Raw genomic sequence first — 16,634 nt, 5'->3', positions numbered from 1 at the left:
TTTTAATATTAACAATTAAAATATATGAAGGAGCATTATAAGAATGAGTAGAATGAAAATTTTGAATATTGCCCATAGAGGATATAGTGGTAAATTTGATGAAAATACTATGCTCGCATTTAGAAAAGCTATTGAATACAATGCAGATGGAATTGAAACCGACGTTCAGCTATCAATGGATAACGTACCTATTCTAATTCATGATGAGACATTGGAGAGAACTACTAATGGTCACGGTTATGTAAAAGACTATACTTTTTATGAAATTAAAATGTTTAGAACTAAAAGCTTGCCTAGAGTTCAAAAGTTAAGAGAAAAGGCAATGGAGCAGCTACAAAAAGTAAATTGCACCATCCAAAACAATAAACTAAAAATTGGTGATTACACATTGGAAGAAGTAGAGTATTTTCAAAATAATAATGGTGAAGAAATACCAACATTAAAAGAACTATTCGAACTATTTATAGATTCTAACTTAAAGGTATTGAACTTAGAATTAAAAAATGGAATAATTCCCTATGAAGGTTTAGAGGAAAAAGTACTATCAATGATTTATGAGTATAATATAAAGGATAAAGTTATAATTTCAAGTTTTAATCACTTAAGTTTGGCTAAAATAAGAAATCTAGATAAAGAAATAAAATTAGGAGCATTAACAAATTCAACGCTTGTGAATGTTCCGAGGTATTTGAAAGATATATCGGCAGAATGCTATCATCCATGCTTTCCTAGTATATTAAATCAGAAATATATTCAAGAAATTAAGGAAGCAGGTATTGTGATTAATCCATATACAGTTAACGAAGAGGAGCACATGAAGATGGTTATGAAATATGGAGCTTATGGTGTAATTACGGATGAAGTAGAAAAGCTATATAAGTTAATTAACAGTTAAATAGTCTTCATTTATTTATATGAGTTCATAAATCTAAATTACTCTAATTATGTGAAGAAAGTAGTAAGTCTATTATACAATGTTTAAAAGAAAGTTATAAAATAATTATTGGAGTAAGGGCTAGCTATTATCATATAAATATTTAAAAAATATCAAATCACCTTCAAATGAAGTATAAATTTGAGAAGGTGATTTTTTTCTCCTATAGAAAATATTAAATAAAAAAATATAGCCAAAAATTAATATAAGAATTATAATTAATAAGAATACTATAACTTACTATAGATATAGGACATATTTTATTTATGTTTAACTTAAGGGGGGCACAAAATGAAAAAAGTAAAAATAGCACTACTAGGATTGGGGAATGTTGGTCGTGGTGTTTGGATGATTTTAAATTCTAATAAAGAAGAAATTATGAAAAGATGCGGATATGAAGTAGAAGTTGCAAAAGTCCTTGTAAGAGATAAGAATAAGCCAAGAGGTGTAGATATACCTAATGAACTTATAACTACAGATTTTAGCGAGATATTAGAAGATGATTCAATTAAAATCGTTGTTGAAGTTATGGGAGGAATGGAACCTGCTAGAGATTATATGCTTAGATGCATGGATGCTAAGAAACATATAGTAACAGCTAATAAAATGTTACTTGCAACTGGTGGCGATGAGCTTTTTGAGAAGGCTGATGAAAAGGGGATTATGTTCAGTTATGAAGCTAGCGTAGCTGGAGGTATTCCAATCATAAAAGGAATAGATGAAAGTTTAACTGCTAATAAAATAGAAACTCTTTATGGAATTGTAAATGGTACAACGAACTACATATTAAGTAAGATGGAACTTGAGGATGCTGATTTTGACGATGTATTAAAAGAAGCTCAAGAAAAAGGATATGCAGAAGCGGACCCTACATCAGATATTGAAGCGTATGATGCACAATACAAATTGGCTATATTAGCATCATTGGCTTTTGGATCAAAAATAGATGTGAAAAATGTATATAGAGAAGGTATTACAAAAATTGAAGCTGTTGATATGAAGTATGCTAAAGAATTTAAAATGGGAATAAAATTATTAGCTATAGCAAAAGAAGTTAATGGGAAGGTTGAATTAAGGGTTCATCCTACAATGATTCCTAAAAAACATCCGCTTTCAAATGTTTACGATTCATATAATGCAGTGTTTATAAGAGGAAATGCAGTTGGAGATTTAATGTTTTATGGAAGAGGGGCAGGCGATCTGCCTACCGGAAGTGCTGTGGTTAGTGATATAGTCTCAATTGTTAGAAGTAATGTTGATACAGATAATTCAAATCCAGTAGTTAAGAATAATTTATGGGAAAGAGAAATCTTAGAAATGGGTTCTGTTGAAAGTAAATATTATATTAGAGCTACTGTTCTAGATGAATCAGGAGTACTTGGAGAAATAACTGCGATACTTGGAAGACACAATGTGAGTATACGTTCAGTTATACAAAAAGGCGATGAAGAAGATGGGCAAGTAACGATTGTTTTAGTTACTCATAGAACAAATGAGGCTCAAATTGATAATGCAATTGAAGAGATTAAAAGCTTAAAATCAGTTAACAAAATAGATAATATAATAAGAATAGAGGATTTTAAGTAAAAAATATATTTTTTGATATATAAATGATAAAGATGTTAATTTTAGTAAATGCCAACTATATTGTGAATAATATAGTTGGCATTTTATGCTTTTTTAAAAATACATGAATAGAATATAAGATATTCTGAAAGAAAATTAAGTAAAAAATAGGAATTATATGTTATAATTATAATTATTTTGATATAAAATATATACTTGGTTGGATAATTTTAAGAATGTGTGAAGAGAGAATGAATAGGAGTGGTATTATTGCCTGGGAAAATAAAAGAAATGATTGATGAGATTATTCAAGAACGATCAAGAGGTAATCCTGCTATTAAAGAAATGACTATAGCTAAATTAATATTAAAAGGGATTAATCCAACAAAGTTTGATAATAAATCTTTAGATGATATTGCAATAATTGAGAAACTTTTTGAAATAGCTAAGCAATTAAATATAAGGAGTTTTGATAATAGAGGGATTAATATGAAGTCTGCATTTTCAACTAAGTACACAGAAGAGGAAGTTGTATTAGATTTGAAAGAACAGTTGAATGTTGAGGATACAAAGCTAATAATTTTTTTTGCATCCTCCATCTTTGATCAACAGAAGATCAGCAAGCTCATGAGTAAAAATTTTCCGAAATGCATGGTAGTAGGGTGTTCCACAGCAGGAGAGTTAGTAAGTGGTAAAGTTTTAAGAAATTCTGTTGTAGCTATGGCTATCGGATCAAATATTGTTTCAGATGTTAAGGTAGAAGTTGTAAAAAATATGAGAGAAAACTTAAGTATAGAAAAAGCCTTTAAGTCATTCGAAGAATACTATGAAGAAAGCCTATATACTATGGATACTAAAAAGTTTGTTGGTATTACATTAATTGACGGACTAAGCATGAAAGAAGAAAAAATTATGGACTTGATTGGTAATAGAACGAATGTTTTTTTTGTTGGTGGATCAGCTGGTGATGATTATAAGTTTTCAGAAACGTTTGTTAGCGCAAATGGAAATGTTTATAATGATTCTGCTGTTCTTATTTTACTAAAAATAAGCGATAAGGCAGAATTTGATATAATAAAAACACAAAGCTTTGAAATTTTGGATCATGTCTTTATTGCTAACAAGGTTAATGAAGAAAAACGGAAAGTTATAGAGTTTAACAATAGGCCTGCAGTTTTTGAATATGCAGATGCTGTAGGAGAACATTCATTAGATGATGTTCCAAAATATTTCATGACAAATCCATTAGGACTAATAGTTGGGGAAAAAGATATTTTTATAAGAGCACCGCAACAAGTAATTGGGACAAGTATGTCGTTTTACTGTAATATACTTGAAGGAATGGAAGTTAAACTTCTTAAATCAACAAATATTATTGAAGAAACTAAAAAAGCTATCGATAACAAGATAAATGAGTTTGGGAGAATAGAAGGGATGATAAATTTCCAGTGCATTCATAGAATACTTGAGTTAGAAAGAAATAATTTATTGAATGAATATACAGAAATATTTAAAGATATCCCTACAGCTGGTTTTTCCGCCTATGGGGAACAGTTTATAGGTCATATGAATCAATCATCGACAATGCTTGTGTTTAGGGTTAAGACAGAAATGTAAGATTCCTTATACATTAGTGGAAATAAAACGTTTAATTCTTAAATTTAAGTTATTTTTGAGAAGAGATATTCCAGGTATCTATTTAAAATATTTTGAGATGAGGTTATAAGTAATGGAAGATATGCAACTATTATTGAATAATGCTAATATTTTTATTTTTAGTGATTGTGTTAAAAATTTTGAGGCATTAACAAAGATACTTAAGCAGAAAAGTTATAATAATATTAAAAATACTTCGAACTATGATTTAGCCGTAAACTATGTGAAAGAAAATATTCAAGATATAATTTTAATTGATATTAGTGAAAATGATAAAATTGGATATAAAATATGTAAAATATTAAAAACCGATAAAGAACTTAGGGAAATTCCGATTATTTTTATCTGCTCAAAAGAAAATAATGATAAAGAGGAATTATTTAGTGTTGGAGGAGTTGATTATATATGTAGTTGCTTTAATGAACTAGAAGTAGTAGTGAAAATTGAAATGCACTTAAAGCTTAGATTTATGGAACTTCAACTAGAAAAAATAAAGAATGAGAATAGTAATTCGATTAGTGAGTTACAGAGGACTAATGAAGAATTAATTAATCTTAATAAAGTTTTGAAAAAAGAGGTTAGTGAAAAAAATCAACAATTTGAAGAGATAGCTCTTGAATTAAAAGAATTCAACGTTGTACTTGAAGAAGAAATTACTGAAAGAACAAAAACAGAGGAAGCTCTAAAAGAAAGTGAAAGACAATTTCGTTATTCATTAGAAGAAGCTCCATTACCTATAATGTTATATACTGAAGATGGCAATATTAAAACAATTAATAGAACATGGGTCGAAATTACAGGTTATACAATTAAAGATATGTCTACAATTTCTAAATGGGCAGAAGTATCAGAAATATTCAAGTTAGACTTGGCGGATAATAATATAAAAAAACTATCTACATCTAAAAAGAGGCAGAATGATGGTGAATATATTGTAAAAACGCGGAAAAGTAATATAAGATTTTGGAACTTTTATTCAGCATATATTGGAGAATTACAAGATGGACATAAGTTATTTATGAGAGTGGCTATAGATATAACTGAGAGAAAGAATATTGAAGAATTACGTAGAAGTGTAGAAGATGAAAGAAAGAAATTATATGAGATTAAGGAATACGATAGGATAAAAACGGAGTTCTTTTCAAATATATCTCACGAACTAAGAACTCCAATTAACCTCATTTTTTCTGCCCTGCAAATGCATGATTTAAAATTAAAAAAATGTTCATTTCCAGATGAATCTATAGATAAATATAAATATACTAAAATTATGAAACAAAATTGTTATAGATTGCTAAGGCTTATTAATAATATAATTGATATAACAAAAATTGACTCGGGATATTTCGATATTTGTGAGCAAAATGTTGATATAATTAGTCTTATTGAGAACATTGTTATATCTGTAGCAGATTATGTTGAAAGCAAAGGATTATCACTAATATTTGATACAGATGTAGAAGAAAAAGTTATTGCCTGCGATCTTGAAAAAATGGAAAGGATTATACTAAACCTTTTATCAAATGCAGTAAAATTTACACCTAATGGCGGCACTATTTTAGTAAATGTACAAGACATAGGTGAAAATATTAGTATTTGTATTAAAGATACTGGTAGAGGCATTCCGAAAGATAAACTTAATACTATATTTGAACGATTTATACAGGTAGATAAATCTCTAACAAGAGATCATGAGGGAAGTGGAATAGGGCTTTCACTTGTAAAATCTTTGGTTGAATTGCAGGGAGGAACAATTTTGGTTAAAAGTCATATCAATGAAGGTACAGAATTCATAATCCAAATACCATGTAAATTAGTTGATGAAGTTGAGGAGGAATTCTCTTTTTGTGATTCCATAGGAAAAAATTATATTGAAAAGATAAATATAGAGTTCTCTGACATATATAAATAAGGTTTTATGGTACCTATTTTAATTTACATACAGAAAAGAATGATTAAATCTCATAATATAGCTGGTTTAATCATTCTTTTTGAGTTAGTAGTGTCTGTTAATCTAGCAATTTATATGATAAATAAAAATTTAACAATAAGAAGCTATATAATTTAAAATTAGAAAAAAATATGAGATGTTATAAGAAAAATAATTGTTTTTAATACTCTATTTTTCTATAATTGGTAAAAATAAGCTGGTTAATTATGATTGTTATATTGTTAACGAAGCTTGACACCTTAAAATAAATATGTGATACTAAAATCAATAAGAAAACAATTACATTAAAATTTCAAGGGAAACTTTAGAAATTTAGGCTGTAGAGAATTAGAGAATAGAGCCACATAAAACTGAATTTGCTTAGGGAATTATATCCGTTTAAGTGAATTTAATCTTGTAATCTATCAATGCAACAGATTTATGTTGTATTGATAGATTACAAGGAAGTTTTATGTGGCTATAATTATGAGCAAATTTATTTAATATTAAGTTTATTTGGATTTTAAAAATCAAACATTTTCTTAGTATAATTCTCATAATCATAAATATCTATTGGGTAATTTTCTTGAAATATTAATAGAATTATAAAGTTTGAGAGTAGGTGAAAAGTGGTAAAAAAATATAACGCCTCTGAATCAAAAGAAGAATGAAATTTATAACAATAGGTCATGTGGAAAATATCAAATTTATGGAATGAAAATCAAAAGCAAATTAACTTAATATATTAAATATTAAGTTAAATAATATTGTTATTTTGAAAAGGAGAGAGTGTTATGACAATTTTTTTCGCAGAGTTAGTGGGGACATTATTACTTATTCTTTTAGGAGATGGTGTTGTCGCAAATGTTGTACTAAAGAATTCAAAGGGGTTTGGTTCAGGATGGATGGTAATAACAACAGGATGGGCATTTGCAGTTGCAGTTCCCGCTCTAATTTTTGGAAGTTATAGTGGAGCTCACTTTAATCCGGCGTTAACTATTGCTCTTGCAGCTATAGGTAAAGTTGCTTGGGGACAGGTCCCAATTTATTTGGCAGGACAATTTATAGGTGGCTTTTTAGGAGCAGCATTAGTATTGATTTTTAACTATGATCAATTTAAATCAACAGATAATAAAGGGGACAAGCTAGCAGTATTTTGTACTGGACCAGCTGTAAGAAATAATTCATTAAATTTTATTTGTGAGGTTATAGGAACATTTGTATTAGTATTTGGAATCTTAGGAATTGGAGCACAAAATTTAACAAATGGAATTGGAACATTATTTGTAGGATTTTTAATTTGGGCAATTGGTTTAAGTTTAGGGGGAACAACTGGATATGCAATTAATCCAGCTAGAGATTTAGCGCCAAGAATTGCACATGCATTACTACCTGTACCTGACAAAGGGGATTCAGATTGGTCATATGCATGGATTCCTGTTGTTGCACCAATAGTAGGAGCTGTTCTAGGAGCGGTATTTCACACAGTGTTTATGTAATTAAGCAAAGTAGTTTATAAACATATTTATTAGATTACTAAGTGAAAATATAAATATAAATAGTAAATAATTATAAATTTAAAGTGTGACAAATTGTGAAAAAATACCCAGAAAGTTTAGAGAATTTGATTTATTATTTTAGTCAATTAGATTTGACACTAAAAGATAAATATGTAATACTTAAAATAAAAAAAGAAAACAATTACATGGGAGTATGCATGAATATTAAAGAATTATTAGAAGAAAATCCGATCATAGCAGCAGTAAAAAATGAAGAACAGTTAGAACTAGCAATAAATTCAGATGCTCAAATTATATTTGTTTTATTTGGAGATATAATGAACATCAAAAATATCAGTGAAATTATATCATCTAAGAATAAAATAGGAATAATCCACATCGATTTAGTTGAAGGCCTTACTAACAAGGAAGTTGTTATAAAATATATAAAGGATGAAACAAAATTTAGTGGCATTATTAGTACAAAACCTCAAGTTGTAAAACTCGCTAAAAAATATAATTTATTAGGAGTTCAACGAGTATTTATTTTCGATACACTTTCATTAAATAATGTAAAAAATCATATGATTTCTGAATGTGATGCAATAGAAGTATTACCAGGAATAATTCCTAAAGTACTTGGAATTATTTCGAAACATTCTAATAAACCAGTTGTTGCTGGCGGATTAATTGAAACCAAAGAAGATGTAATGCAAGCATTGAATTCAGGAGCAACATGTGTATCTACTACTAAAAAAGAAATTTGGGACATGTAGGCTAAAGAGAATTAGAGAATGAAGCCACATAAAACTAAATTTACTTAGATTAATATTATTTACCTAAGTAAATTTTAAATTTATACTATGCAGCAAGATATAATAAGCATTGTAAGTATAAATGAATGTTTTATGTGGCTATAATTATGAGCAAATTACTGCGTAAAGTAACATTTAAATTCTAAAATGATTAATAAATATCAATCAATAAGATTTATTGCAAAATTTAGTATTTAAAATTAAAATTTACAAATATAGAAAGCAGGTGCATTGTATGAAAAAATATATAATAGCGTTAGACCAAGGAACTACAAGCTCAAGGGCGATAGTTTTTGATAAGGAGCAAAATATTTTTGGAGTAAGTCAAAAAGAATTTACACAAATCTATCCAAACCAAGGATGGGTTGAGCATAATCCGTTAGAGATATGGGCAAGCCAATACGGAGTTTTACAAGAAGTAATTGCAAAAACAAATATAACTCAAGAAGAAGTTGCAGCTATTGGAATTACAAATCAAAGGGAAACAACTATAGTTTGGGATAAAAATACTGGCGAACCTGTATATAACGCAATAGTATGGCAATGTAGAAGAACTGCAGCTATAATAGAAGAGCTTAAGGAAGACAATGAATTTGGAGAATACGTAAAAGAAAATACAGGATTATTATTGGATGCTTATTTTTCAGGAACAAAGATTAAATGGATTTTAGATAATGTAGAAGGTGCTAGAGAAAGAGCAGAAAAAGGTGAGTTATTATTTGGTACAGTCGATACTTGGCTTGTATGGAAACTTACTAATGGAAAGGTTCATGTAACTGATTATACAAATGCATCAAGAACAATGCTTTATAATATAAAGGATTTAAAGTGGGATGAAAAGATTTTAGAAAAACTTAACATTCCAAAATCAATGCTTCCAGAAGTTAAGAATTCCTCAGAAGTTTATGGATATACAAACCTTGGAGGTACTGGAGGAGTTAGAGTACCAATAGCTGGTATGGCTGGGGATCAACAATGCGCTTTATTTGGTCAAACTTGCTTTGAAGAAGGCAGTGTTAAAAATACTTACGGAACAGGTTGTTTTTTACTTATGAATACTGGAGAAAAATTAATTCATAGTAAAAATGGATTGGTAAGCACGATTGCAGTGGGTATAGACGGAAAGGTTCAATATGCATTAGAAGGATCAGTATTTGTAGGTGGAGCTGTTATCCAATGGATTAGAGATGAACTTAAATTAGTTAATGATGCAGCTGATACAGAATACTTTGCTAAAAAAGTAGAAGATAACGGTGGTGTATATGTTGTTCCTGCATTTACTGGACTTGGAGCTCCATATTGGGATATGTATGCAAGAGGTGCTATATTTGGGCTTACAAGAGGTGCTAATAGAAATCATATAATTAGAGCTGCTCTTGAATCTATTGCATATCAATCCAAAGATCTTATTGATGCAATGCAGGAAGATGCTGGATGTAAACTTACAAGACTTAAGGTTGATGGAGGAGCTAGTAGAAACAATTTATTAATGCAATTCCAAGCTGATATTACAGGTGCAGAGGTTGTAAGACCTATAATAACAGAAACAACAGCACTTGGAGCAGCATACTTAGCAGGACTTGCTGTAGGTTTCTGGAAATCAAAAGAAGAAATTGCTGAAAAGTGGGCTGTAAGTCAGGCTTATACTCCAAATCTATCTGAGGATAAAAAGGAAAAGTTATATAGAGGATGGAAAAAGGCTGTTAAAAGGGCAGAAGCTTGGGAAGAAGAATAGAATAAAATGTAATGGATAAATAAAGTGAAAAGTTTTAAAAAAGTTTAATATTTATACTGGACAAGTATACCTTTACAGGATATAATATAAATGTAATTGAATATAAATGCTGAGAGAATATAGAGTCAGGCATAAAACTAGGATGATTTTTCATCGTGTTTTTTGCTTGACTTTTTTTATGTCTTATAATAAGGAGGATGTTTTATGTATGATGTGGCGATAATTGGAGCAGGAGTTATAGGGAGCTCTATATTTAGAGAATTAACTAAGTATAATTTAAAAGTAGTTGTTTTAGAAAAAGAGAAAGACGTATCAATGGGTACAAGTAAAGCAAATTCAGCAATTGTCCATGCTGGTTATGATCCTAAAGAAGGCACTTTAATGGCAAAGTACAATGTGACAGGAAATGAAATGTTTGAAGATTTATGCAAAGAATTAAGTGTTCCTTTTAAAAGAAATGGATCACTAATTCTAGCTTTTGATGATGAAGATTTAAATACGTTAAAAGCTCTTTATGAAAATGGAAATAAGATAGGAGTAAAAGATTTAAAAATATTAAATAAGGGTGAGGTTCTGGAAATGGAACCAAACATTAATGAAGAAATAAAAGGGGCATTATATGCACCAACTGGTGGTATAGTAGGACCGTTTGAATATACAATTGCGCTCGCTGAAAATGCAGTTCAAAATGGTGGAGAACTTAAACTACAAAAAGAAGTTGTCTCTATAGATAAAAAGGATTTGTTTAGAATTTCAACTCAAGATGGAGAACTTGTTGAAGCTAAATTTGTAATTAATGCGGCCGGACTTTATGCAGATAAGATTCATAATCTAATCTGTAAAGAGAGCTTTAAAATAATTCCAAGAAGCGGTGAGTATTATATTATGGACAAGAGTCAGGGGAATATAGTGAATAGTACAATATTTCAATGCCCATCAAAATTAGGAAAAGGGGTTTTAGTAACTCCTACTGTTCATGGAAACTTAATGGTGGGGCCAGATGCTAGGGATATAGAGGATAAAGAGGATTTAGGAACAGCTGCAGAAGGGTTAGAAGCTATAAGAGAAGCTTCAATGCGATCTACAAAAAAAGTTAATTTTAGAGAAAGTATAAGGAACTTTGCAGGTCTTAGAGCTAATCCAGATACAGGTGACTTTATAGTTGAAGAAAATGATGAGGTTAAGGGATTTATTGATGTGGCAGGGATGAAGTCGCCTGGATTAACATCAGCTCCTGCTATTGCTTTAGGAGTTGTAGATATATTAGCTGAGGCAGGGTGCAAATTAGAGAAAAAAGAAAACTTTGTAGCTAGCAGAGAGCAAATTCATTTCATGGAGTTGTCACCTAAGGAGAAGGCAGAATTAATTAAGAAAAATCCACAGTATGGAAGAATAGTGTGTAGGTGTGAGAGTATAACAGAAGGTGAGATTGTAGATGCAATAAAGAGAAGTTTTGGAGTTCTTTCCTTAGATGGTGTTAAAAGAAGATGCAGACCGGGAATGGGAAGATGCCAAGGTGGATTCTGTGGACCAAGAGTTCAAGAAATAATTGCAAGGGAATATAGTGTTCCACTTGAAAGTGTTGTTTTAGAAAAGGATAATTCTTATATTCTAGTGGGTAAAAGTAAGTAGAAGGGCGAGGTAGTGTTATGAGTTATGAGTTAATAGTAGTAGGTGGAGGGCCAGCAGGCCTTGCAGCAGCATATGAAGCATATAATAATGGGATAAAAAAGATATTAATCTTAGAAAGAGATAAAGAATTAGGAGGTATATTAAATCAATGTATTCATAATGGTTTTGGGCTTCATACCTTTAAAGAAGAACTTACTGGGCCTGAATATGCCGGAAGATTTATAGAAATGATTGAAGATACAGATGTTGAGATAAAGCTTGATACAATGGTTTTAGAGATAGGAAAAGATAAAACAGTTTATGCAATAAACACAGAAGAAGGATTCATGGAACTTAAGGCAAAAGCTATAATTCTTGCTATGGGATGTAGAGAAAGAACCAGAGGGGCGATTAATATACCAGGTGATAGACCAGCAGGAGTATTTAGTGCTGGAGCAGCTCAAAGATATATTAATGTAGAAGGATATATGCCGGGAAAAGAAGTTCTTATTTTAGGGTCAGGAGATATTGGGCTTATAATGGCAAGAAGAATGACTCTTGAAGGAGCAAAAGTTAAAGCGGTTGTTGAATTATGTCCATATTCAAATGGATTAAATAGAAACATAGTTCAATGCTTAAATGATTATGATATTCCACTATATCTTTCTCACACAGTAGTAGATATTGTAGGAAAAGATAGGCTTGAAAAAGTTATAATAGCTGAAGTTGACGAGAATAAACGACCTATTAAAGGAACTGAAAAAGAATTTGAAGTAGATACTTTGTTATTGTCAGTTGGATTAATTCCTGAAAATGAATTATCATTTAATGCTGGAATTGAGGGAGATAGAAGAACTAATGGTTTAATGGTTAATGAAAGTATGGAGACATCAGTAGATGGTATATTTGCATGTGGGAATGTAGTACATGTTCATGATTTAGTAGACTTTGTAAGTCAAGAATCAAAACATGCTGGTTTTTCAGCTGCAATATATATTAAAGGAGAGCTTAATAAAAATAAATATATAAATATTATAAATGGGTCAAATGTGAATTATACAGTTCCTCAAAGACTTAATGTAGATGCAGTTGATGATAAATTGACTATATTTATGAGAGTAAATAATATATATCACGATAAAGCATTAGTTGTAAGATGTAATGATGAAGTTATAGCTAAATTTAAAAGAGCTCATTTAGCACCATCAGAAATGGAAAAAGTAGTTTTAGGTAAGGTGCTATTAGATAAGGTTAAAGGTGATATAACAATATCATTAGAGGATGGTGAATAAAATGGAAAAAGAATTAATTTGTATATGTTGTCCTAAGGGATGTCATTTAAAAGTAGATGCAGAAAATAATAGTGTACAAGGAAATGGTTGCAATAGAGGTATTGAATATGGGATAAATGAAGTTACAAACCCAGTAAGAGTAATAACTTCAACTGTTAAAGTAGAAAATGGAGAATTGGCAGTGGTGCCTGTAAAAACAAAAAATCCAATTCCTAAAGATCTTAATTTTAAATGCATGGAGGAGATCAACAAAATTACAGTAAATGCACCTATCAAAATTGGCGATATAATAATTAAAAATATTCTTGGAACTAATGTAGATATAGTAGCAACAAGAAATGTGAAAAAAATCTAAGCAAAAACTTTAAAAAATATAGTATGATGATATATTTTCTTACGTTTCTTAAGAATTTTCTGGAAATGTTGAATATATATAAAATGTTTGTTATCATGTAAATATGTTTTATAGATTAGAGATAATGAGGTCTCACAATTGTAAAGTTTGGCCTTCTTATCTCTTTTTTGACTTTGTAAATAAATAATCATAAAGTAAAAATAAGGAATAAGATAAATATCTTTTACAATTAAGTTGTAAGGAAATTTTAATTAAAGAATATTTTAAAGAAAAAATACTATTATACTTTGCCCCCAAAAGGAATATTTCTTAAATGTGAAGAATGCTTTGCCATTGCATATCTACACATTTTTATAATATAGTTTCCACATATTAATAGCTATATTATTTTAGAAATTTTACCTTTTAATAATATATGAGCTCCTGTATTTATATAGCTTCATAAATACAGGAGTATTTTTATATGCTATAATAATCTATACAAAAAATATAAATATATTGGAGGAGAAACATGAATAATAGAAATTTCATTAGATATCTTAAAATTTTATTTAGTGCGTATTTGATTATTGGATTGATTTTATTATTTTCAAGTAGTTTAATTTTAGATATTAGTCTTAGTGCAGGTACTATAGTTGGAATATTCGTAATTTGTACTTTAGCATATGGGATTTTGCTTAGAAGAAAAGAATATATAATTACAGCATCATCGGTTGCTGCATTATATATTGCCATATTTATCTTTTATAGTCCGCTAATTAGCTATAATGCTCACAGAAATTTGATTGGGAGTATAGATGAAGTAGATTTTTCAAGCCAAATAGAATATATGGATATAAATCAATTACCTACAATAGATAAAGAACTTGCATATAAACTTGCAGATAAAAAACTCGGTGAAATTACAAGCCTTGGGAGTCAAGTTACTATTGGTGAATTAAATCTACAAAGTGTAAATGGTCAACTATGTTATGTGGCTCCACTTGAGCATTCATCTTTTCTTAAATGGTTTACCAATAGAGAAGGGACAATTGGATATATTAAAGTAAGTGCTACAAATCAGAATGATGTGGAATTGGTTACTAAACTTGATGGGAATGATATTAAACTCAAATATTTAAATTCTGCATATTTTTTTAGTGATTTAAGCAGGGCAGCTTACTTTAAGGATATGAAAGCTGGACATACAGATTATACATTTGAGTTGGATGATACTGGAAGACCTTATTGGGTAATAACAAGATATGATACCGGAGTAGGTATTATAGAAGCTAAAGCTATCGGGGCATTAGTAATGGATGCGCAGACTGGAAACTCAGTTATCTATGATATTAATAATTTACCAAGTTGGGTCGATAGAATACAGCCTAAGCAGTATATAAATAGATATATTAATAAATGGGGAGAATTAGTTCATGGGGTTTTAAACTTTACTGACAAAGATAAGCTAAAATCAACAAATGGTATGAATATAATTTATAATAAAGGGACCTGTTACTATTATACAGGCATTACTTCAGTAGGAAGCGATGAATCACTTGTAGGGTTTACACTAACTAATACGAGGAATGGAGAAACAAAACTGTATAAAACTGCTGGTGCTACAGAGGAAGCAGGTATGAGATCAGCGGAGGGGAAGGTTCAACAGTATGGATATAAAGCAACTTTTCCTTACTTAATTAATATTCAGAATGAGCCAACATATTTTATGACTTTAAAAGATTCTAATGGTTTAGTTAAGCAATATTCTATGGTAAATGTTAAGAATTATAATACTGTGGGGGTTGGAGATACACTTCAAGCAACGTTGAACAAATATCTTGAAGGTTTGACTAATACTAATATTTCACTGGAAAGTGGGAATCAGGAAGAAGTAGTAGAAGGAGAAGTTGAAAGAATAGGGCTTGTTATAAAAGAAGGTGAAAGTATTTATGATGTTAAAATAAAGAATAATCCAAATATCTTCTCAGTTTCAACAGAAACTTCTAGAGAAGTTGCTTTAACTAAGGTTGGAGATAGTGTCAAAATGAAATTCATTCGAGTTGGAGATAATAAATACATTATCACAAATTCATTTGTAAATATTTCATCTGGAGTAACAGAGAATAATTAAAAAATAGTATTGTATTTTTAAAAATAGTATGGTATACTTAAGAAGTTCGATGAGAACAAAATATATAAAAGATTTAATTATATTATAATTTCTCCTTATGAGAAAATATTGGTTAACTAAGTCTTTAAATTTGGAGGAATTGTAAATGGAAGATAAAACATTAGTATGTAAAGATTGTGGAAAAGAATTTATATTCACAGTTGGAGAACAAGAATTCTACAAAGAAAAAGGTTTCGAAAATGAACCAGTAAGATGTGCTGATTGTAGAAGAGCTAGAAAGCAACAAAACAACAGAAGATAGTTTCTGTTTGAAGCAATAAGCTATAAGAGTTTACTCTTATAGCTTTTTTAGTTAATAAAGTTATATCTATAAATTCTTGATTAAGTTTTTATAGATATAACTTTATTATTTTTATGTAGAGGTTTGTATAATAGATAATCAACAAAATAAAAATTAAATATTATATCATCCCAAATTCAAATCTAAAAAATTTTCAGCCTCCACTTCAGTAATATTTTTAATCAATGAAACTTCTTGAACTAATAATTTGTGGGCAGTATTGAAGAGCTGCTTTTCACTTGTGTTTAGTGATTTTTCTTTCCTTATAATCATCAAATCGTAAACAACTTCAGCACTATCCTTGAGCAAACCAGATTTCACTTTATTTGAATTAATTTGATATCTTTCTTTAGCAGACATAACTTGAGAATTATTCTCTTGATTATTAATATTAAATAATACATTCTCGAGAGTAGAATTGTCGCTAATTTTACGTAAATTTGAATTAGCTAGTTTATCACTTGGAATCATTATTTCTAAGTGATTTGATAGAATTTTTATTATTGTATACTCTTTATTTTTGCCGCTGAAAACTTTATTTTCTATTCTTTCTATGGTACCTATGCCTTGCATGGGGTAAACAACTTTATCTCCTATGGAAAACAAAAAATCCACCTCCTTTTTCTTTATTTTTATAGTATAACATATTTGTGAAAAAAATAAAACTTTTAATATATCACATGAGTGTAATTGTGTCAATAGGTTGATTTTGAGATTGATAAGATAAATGGAAATAAAGTAATTGGTCAATTTGTTATAAATCATGAGAAAGTTAATTTAATGAGAGG

Annotated in this window: 13 protein-coding genes; 12 read left to right on the top strand and 1 reads right to left on the bottom strand. The window is 29.4% G+C overall.

All coding sequences use genetic code 11. From position 1 onward, the window contains the following. Nucleotides 1-52 precede the first annotated feature (52 nt). The 12 genes from D2A34_RS16555 to D2A34_RS16500 all read left to right on the top strand — a co-directional run bounded on the left by D2A34_RS16555 (nucleotide 53) and on the right by D2A34_RS16500 (nucleotide 15,807). Entirely contained in the window at nucleotides 53-895 is an 843-nt protein-coding gene (locus tag D2A34_RS16555) for a glycerophosphodiester phosphodiesterase (RefSeq protein ID WP_119367564.1), read from the top strand. 330 nt (nucleotides 896-1,225) lie between these two features. Beyond that, entirely contained in the window at nucleotides 1,226-2,521 is a 1,296-nt protein-coding gene (locus D2A34_RS16550) for a homoserine dehydrogenase (protein ID WP_119367340.1), read from the top strand. Nucleotides 2,522-2,761: 240 nt separating this feature from the next. Then, nucleotides 2,762-4,117, top strand: a complete 1,356-nt coding sequence (locus tag D2A34_RS16545; RefSeq protein ID WP_341467255.1) for an FIST signal transduction protein — start codon at nucleotides 2,762-2,764, stop codon at nucleotides 4,115-4,117. Nucleotides 4,118-4,229: 112 nt separating this feature from the next. After that, entirely contained in the window at nucleotides 4,230-6,068 is a 1,839-nt protein-coding gene (locus D2A34_RS16540; RefSeq protein WP_119367338.1) for a hybrid sensor histidine kinase/response regulator, read from the top strand. A gap of 812 nt (nucleotides 6,069-6,880) precedes the next feature. Continuing rightward, nucleotides 6,881-7,585 (top strand): MIP/aquaporin family protein, encoded by a 705-nt coding sequence (locus tag D2A34_RS16535; RefSeq protein WP_119367337.1) that lies wholly within the window; start codon nucleotides 6,881-6,883, stop codon nucleotides 7,583-7,585. A 218-nt stretch (nucleotides 7,586-7,803) separates the two neighbouring features. Continuing rightward, the gene (locus D2A34_RS16530; protein WP_079440104.1) at nucleotides 7,804-8,361 is read left to right on the top strand and encodes a glycerol-3-phosphate responsive antiterminator; all 558 of its coding nucleotides are present in this window, start codon (nucleotides 7,804-7,806) and stop codon (nucleotides 8,359-8,361) included. Between the two features lie 274 nt (nucleotides 8,362-8,635). Beyond that, nucleotides 8,636-10,135 (top strand): glycerol kinase GlpK, encoded by a 1,500-nt coding sequence (glpK, locus tag D2A34_RS16525; RefSeq protein ID WP_079440103.1) that lies wholly within the window; start codon nucleotides 8,636-8,638, stop codon nucleotides 10,133-10,135. Between the two features lie 204 nt (nucleotides 10,136-10,339). Further along, nucleotides 10,340-11,767, top strand: a complete 1,428-nt coding sequence (locus D2A34_RS16520) for an NAD(P)/FAD-dependent oxidoreductase (protein WP_079440102.1) — start codon at nucleotides 10,340-10,342, stop codon at nucleotides 11,765-11,767. 17 nt (nucleotides 11,768-11,784) lie between these two features. Continuing rightward, nucleotides 11,785-13,038: an NAD(P)/FAD-dependent oxidoreductase gene (locus D2A34_RS16515; RefSeq protein ID WP_119367336.1), complete on the top strand. Its 1,254-nt coding sequence runs from the start codon at nucleotides 11,785-11,787 to the stop codon at nucleotides 13,036-13,038. A 1-nt stretch (nucleotide 13,039) separates the two neighbouring features. Beyond that, a complete protein-coding gene (locus tag D2A34_RS16510; protein WP_079440100.1) occupies nucleotides 13,040-13,393 on the top strand; it encodes a DUF1667 domain-containing protein in 354 nt (117 codons plus the stop codon). Nucleotides 13,394-13,904: 511 nt separating this feature from the next. Further along, nucleotides 13,905-15,506 carry a cell shape-determining protein gene (locus D2A34_RS16505; protein WP_079440099.1) on the top strand — a complete coding sequence of 534 codons (1,602 nt, stop codon included), beginning with the start codon at nucleotides 13,905-13,907 and terminating at the stop codon, nucleotides 15,504-15,506. Nucleotides 15,507-15,651: 145 nt separating this feature from the next. Next, the gene (locus D2A34_RS16500; protein WP_015392682.1) at nucleotides 15,652-15,807 is read left to right on the top strand and encodes a zinc-ribbon domain-containing protein; all 156 of its coding nucleotides are present in this window, start codon (nucleotides 15,652-15,654) and stop codon (nucleotides 15,805-15,807) included. A gap of 165 nt (nucleotides 15,808-15,972) precedes the next feature. Here the strand turns inward: D2A34_RS16500 and D2A34_RS16495 are convergent, their stop codons facing one another. Next, complete coding sequence (locus D2A34_RS16495; protein WP_079440098.1) at nucleotides 15,973-16,452, bottom strand: CarD family transcriptional regulator; 480 nt, start codon at nucleotides 16,450-16,452, stop codon at nucleotides 15,973-15,975. Nucleotides 16,453-16,634: the final 182 nt, after the last annotated feature.

It is taken from the genome of Clostridium chromiireducens, from assembly GCF_003575225.1.
In the GTDB taxonomy this organism is placed as follows: Bacteria; Bacillota; Clostridia; order Clostridiales; family Clostridiaceae; genus Clostridium; species Clostridium chromiireducens.
This window is presented reverse-complemented; position numbering and strand designations above follow the sequence as displayed.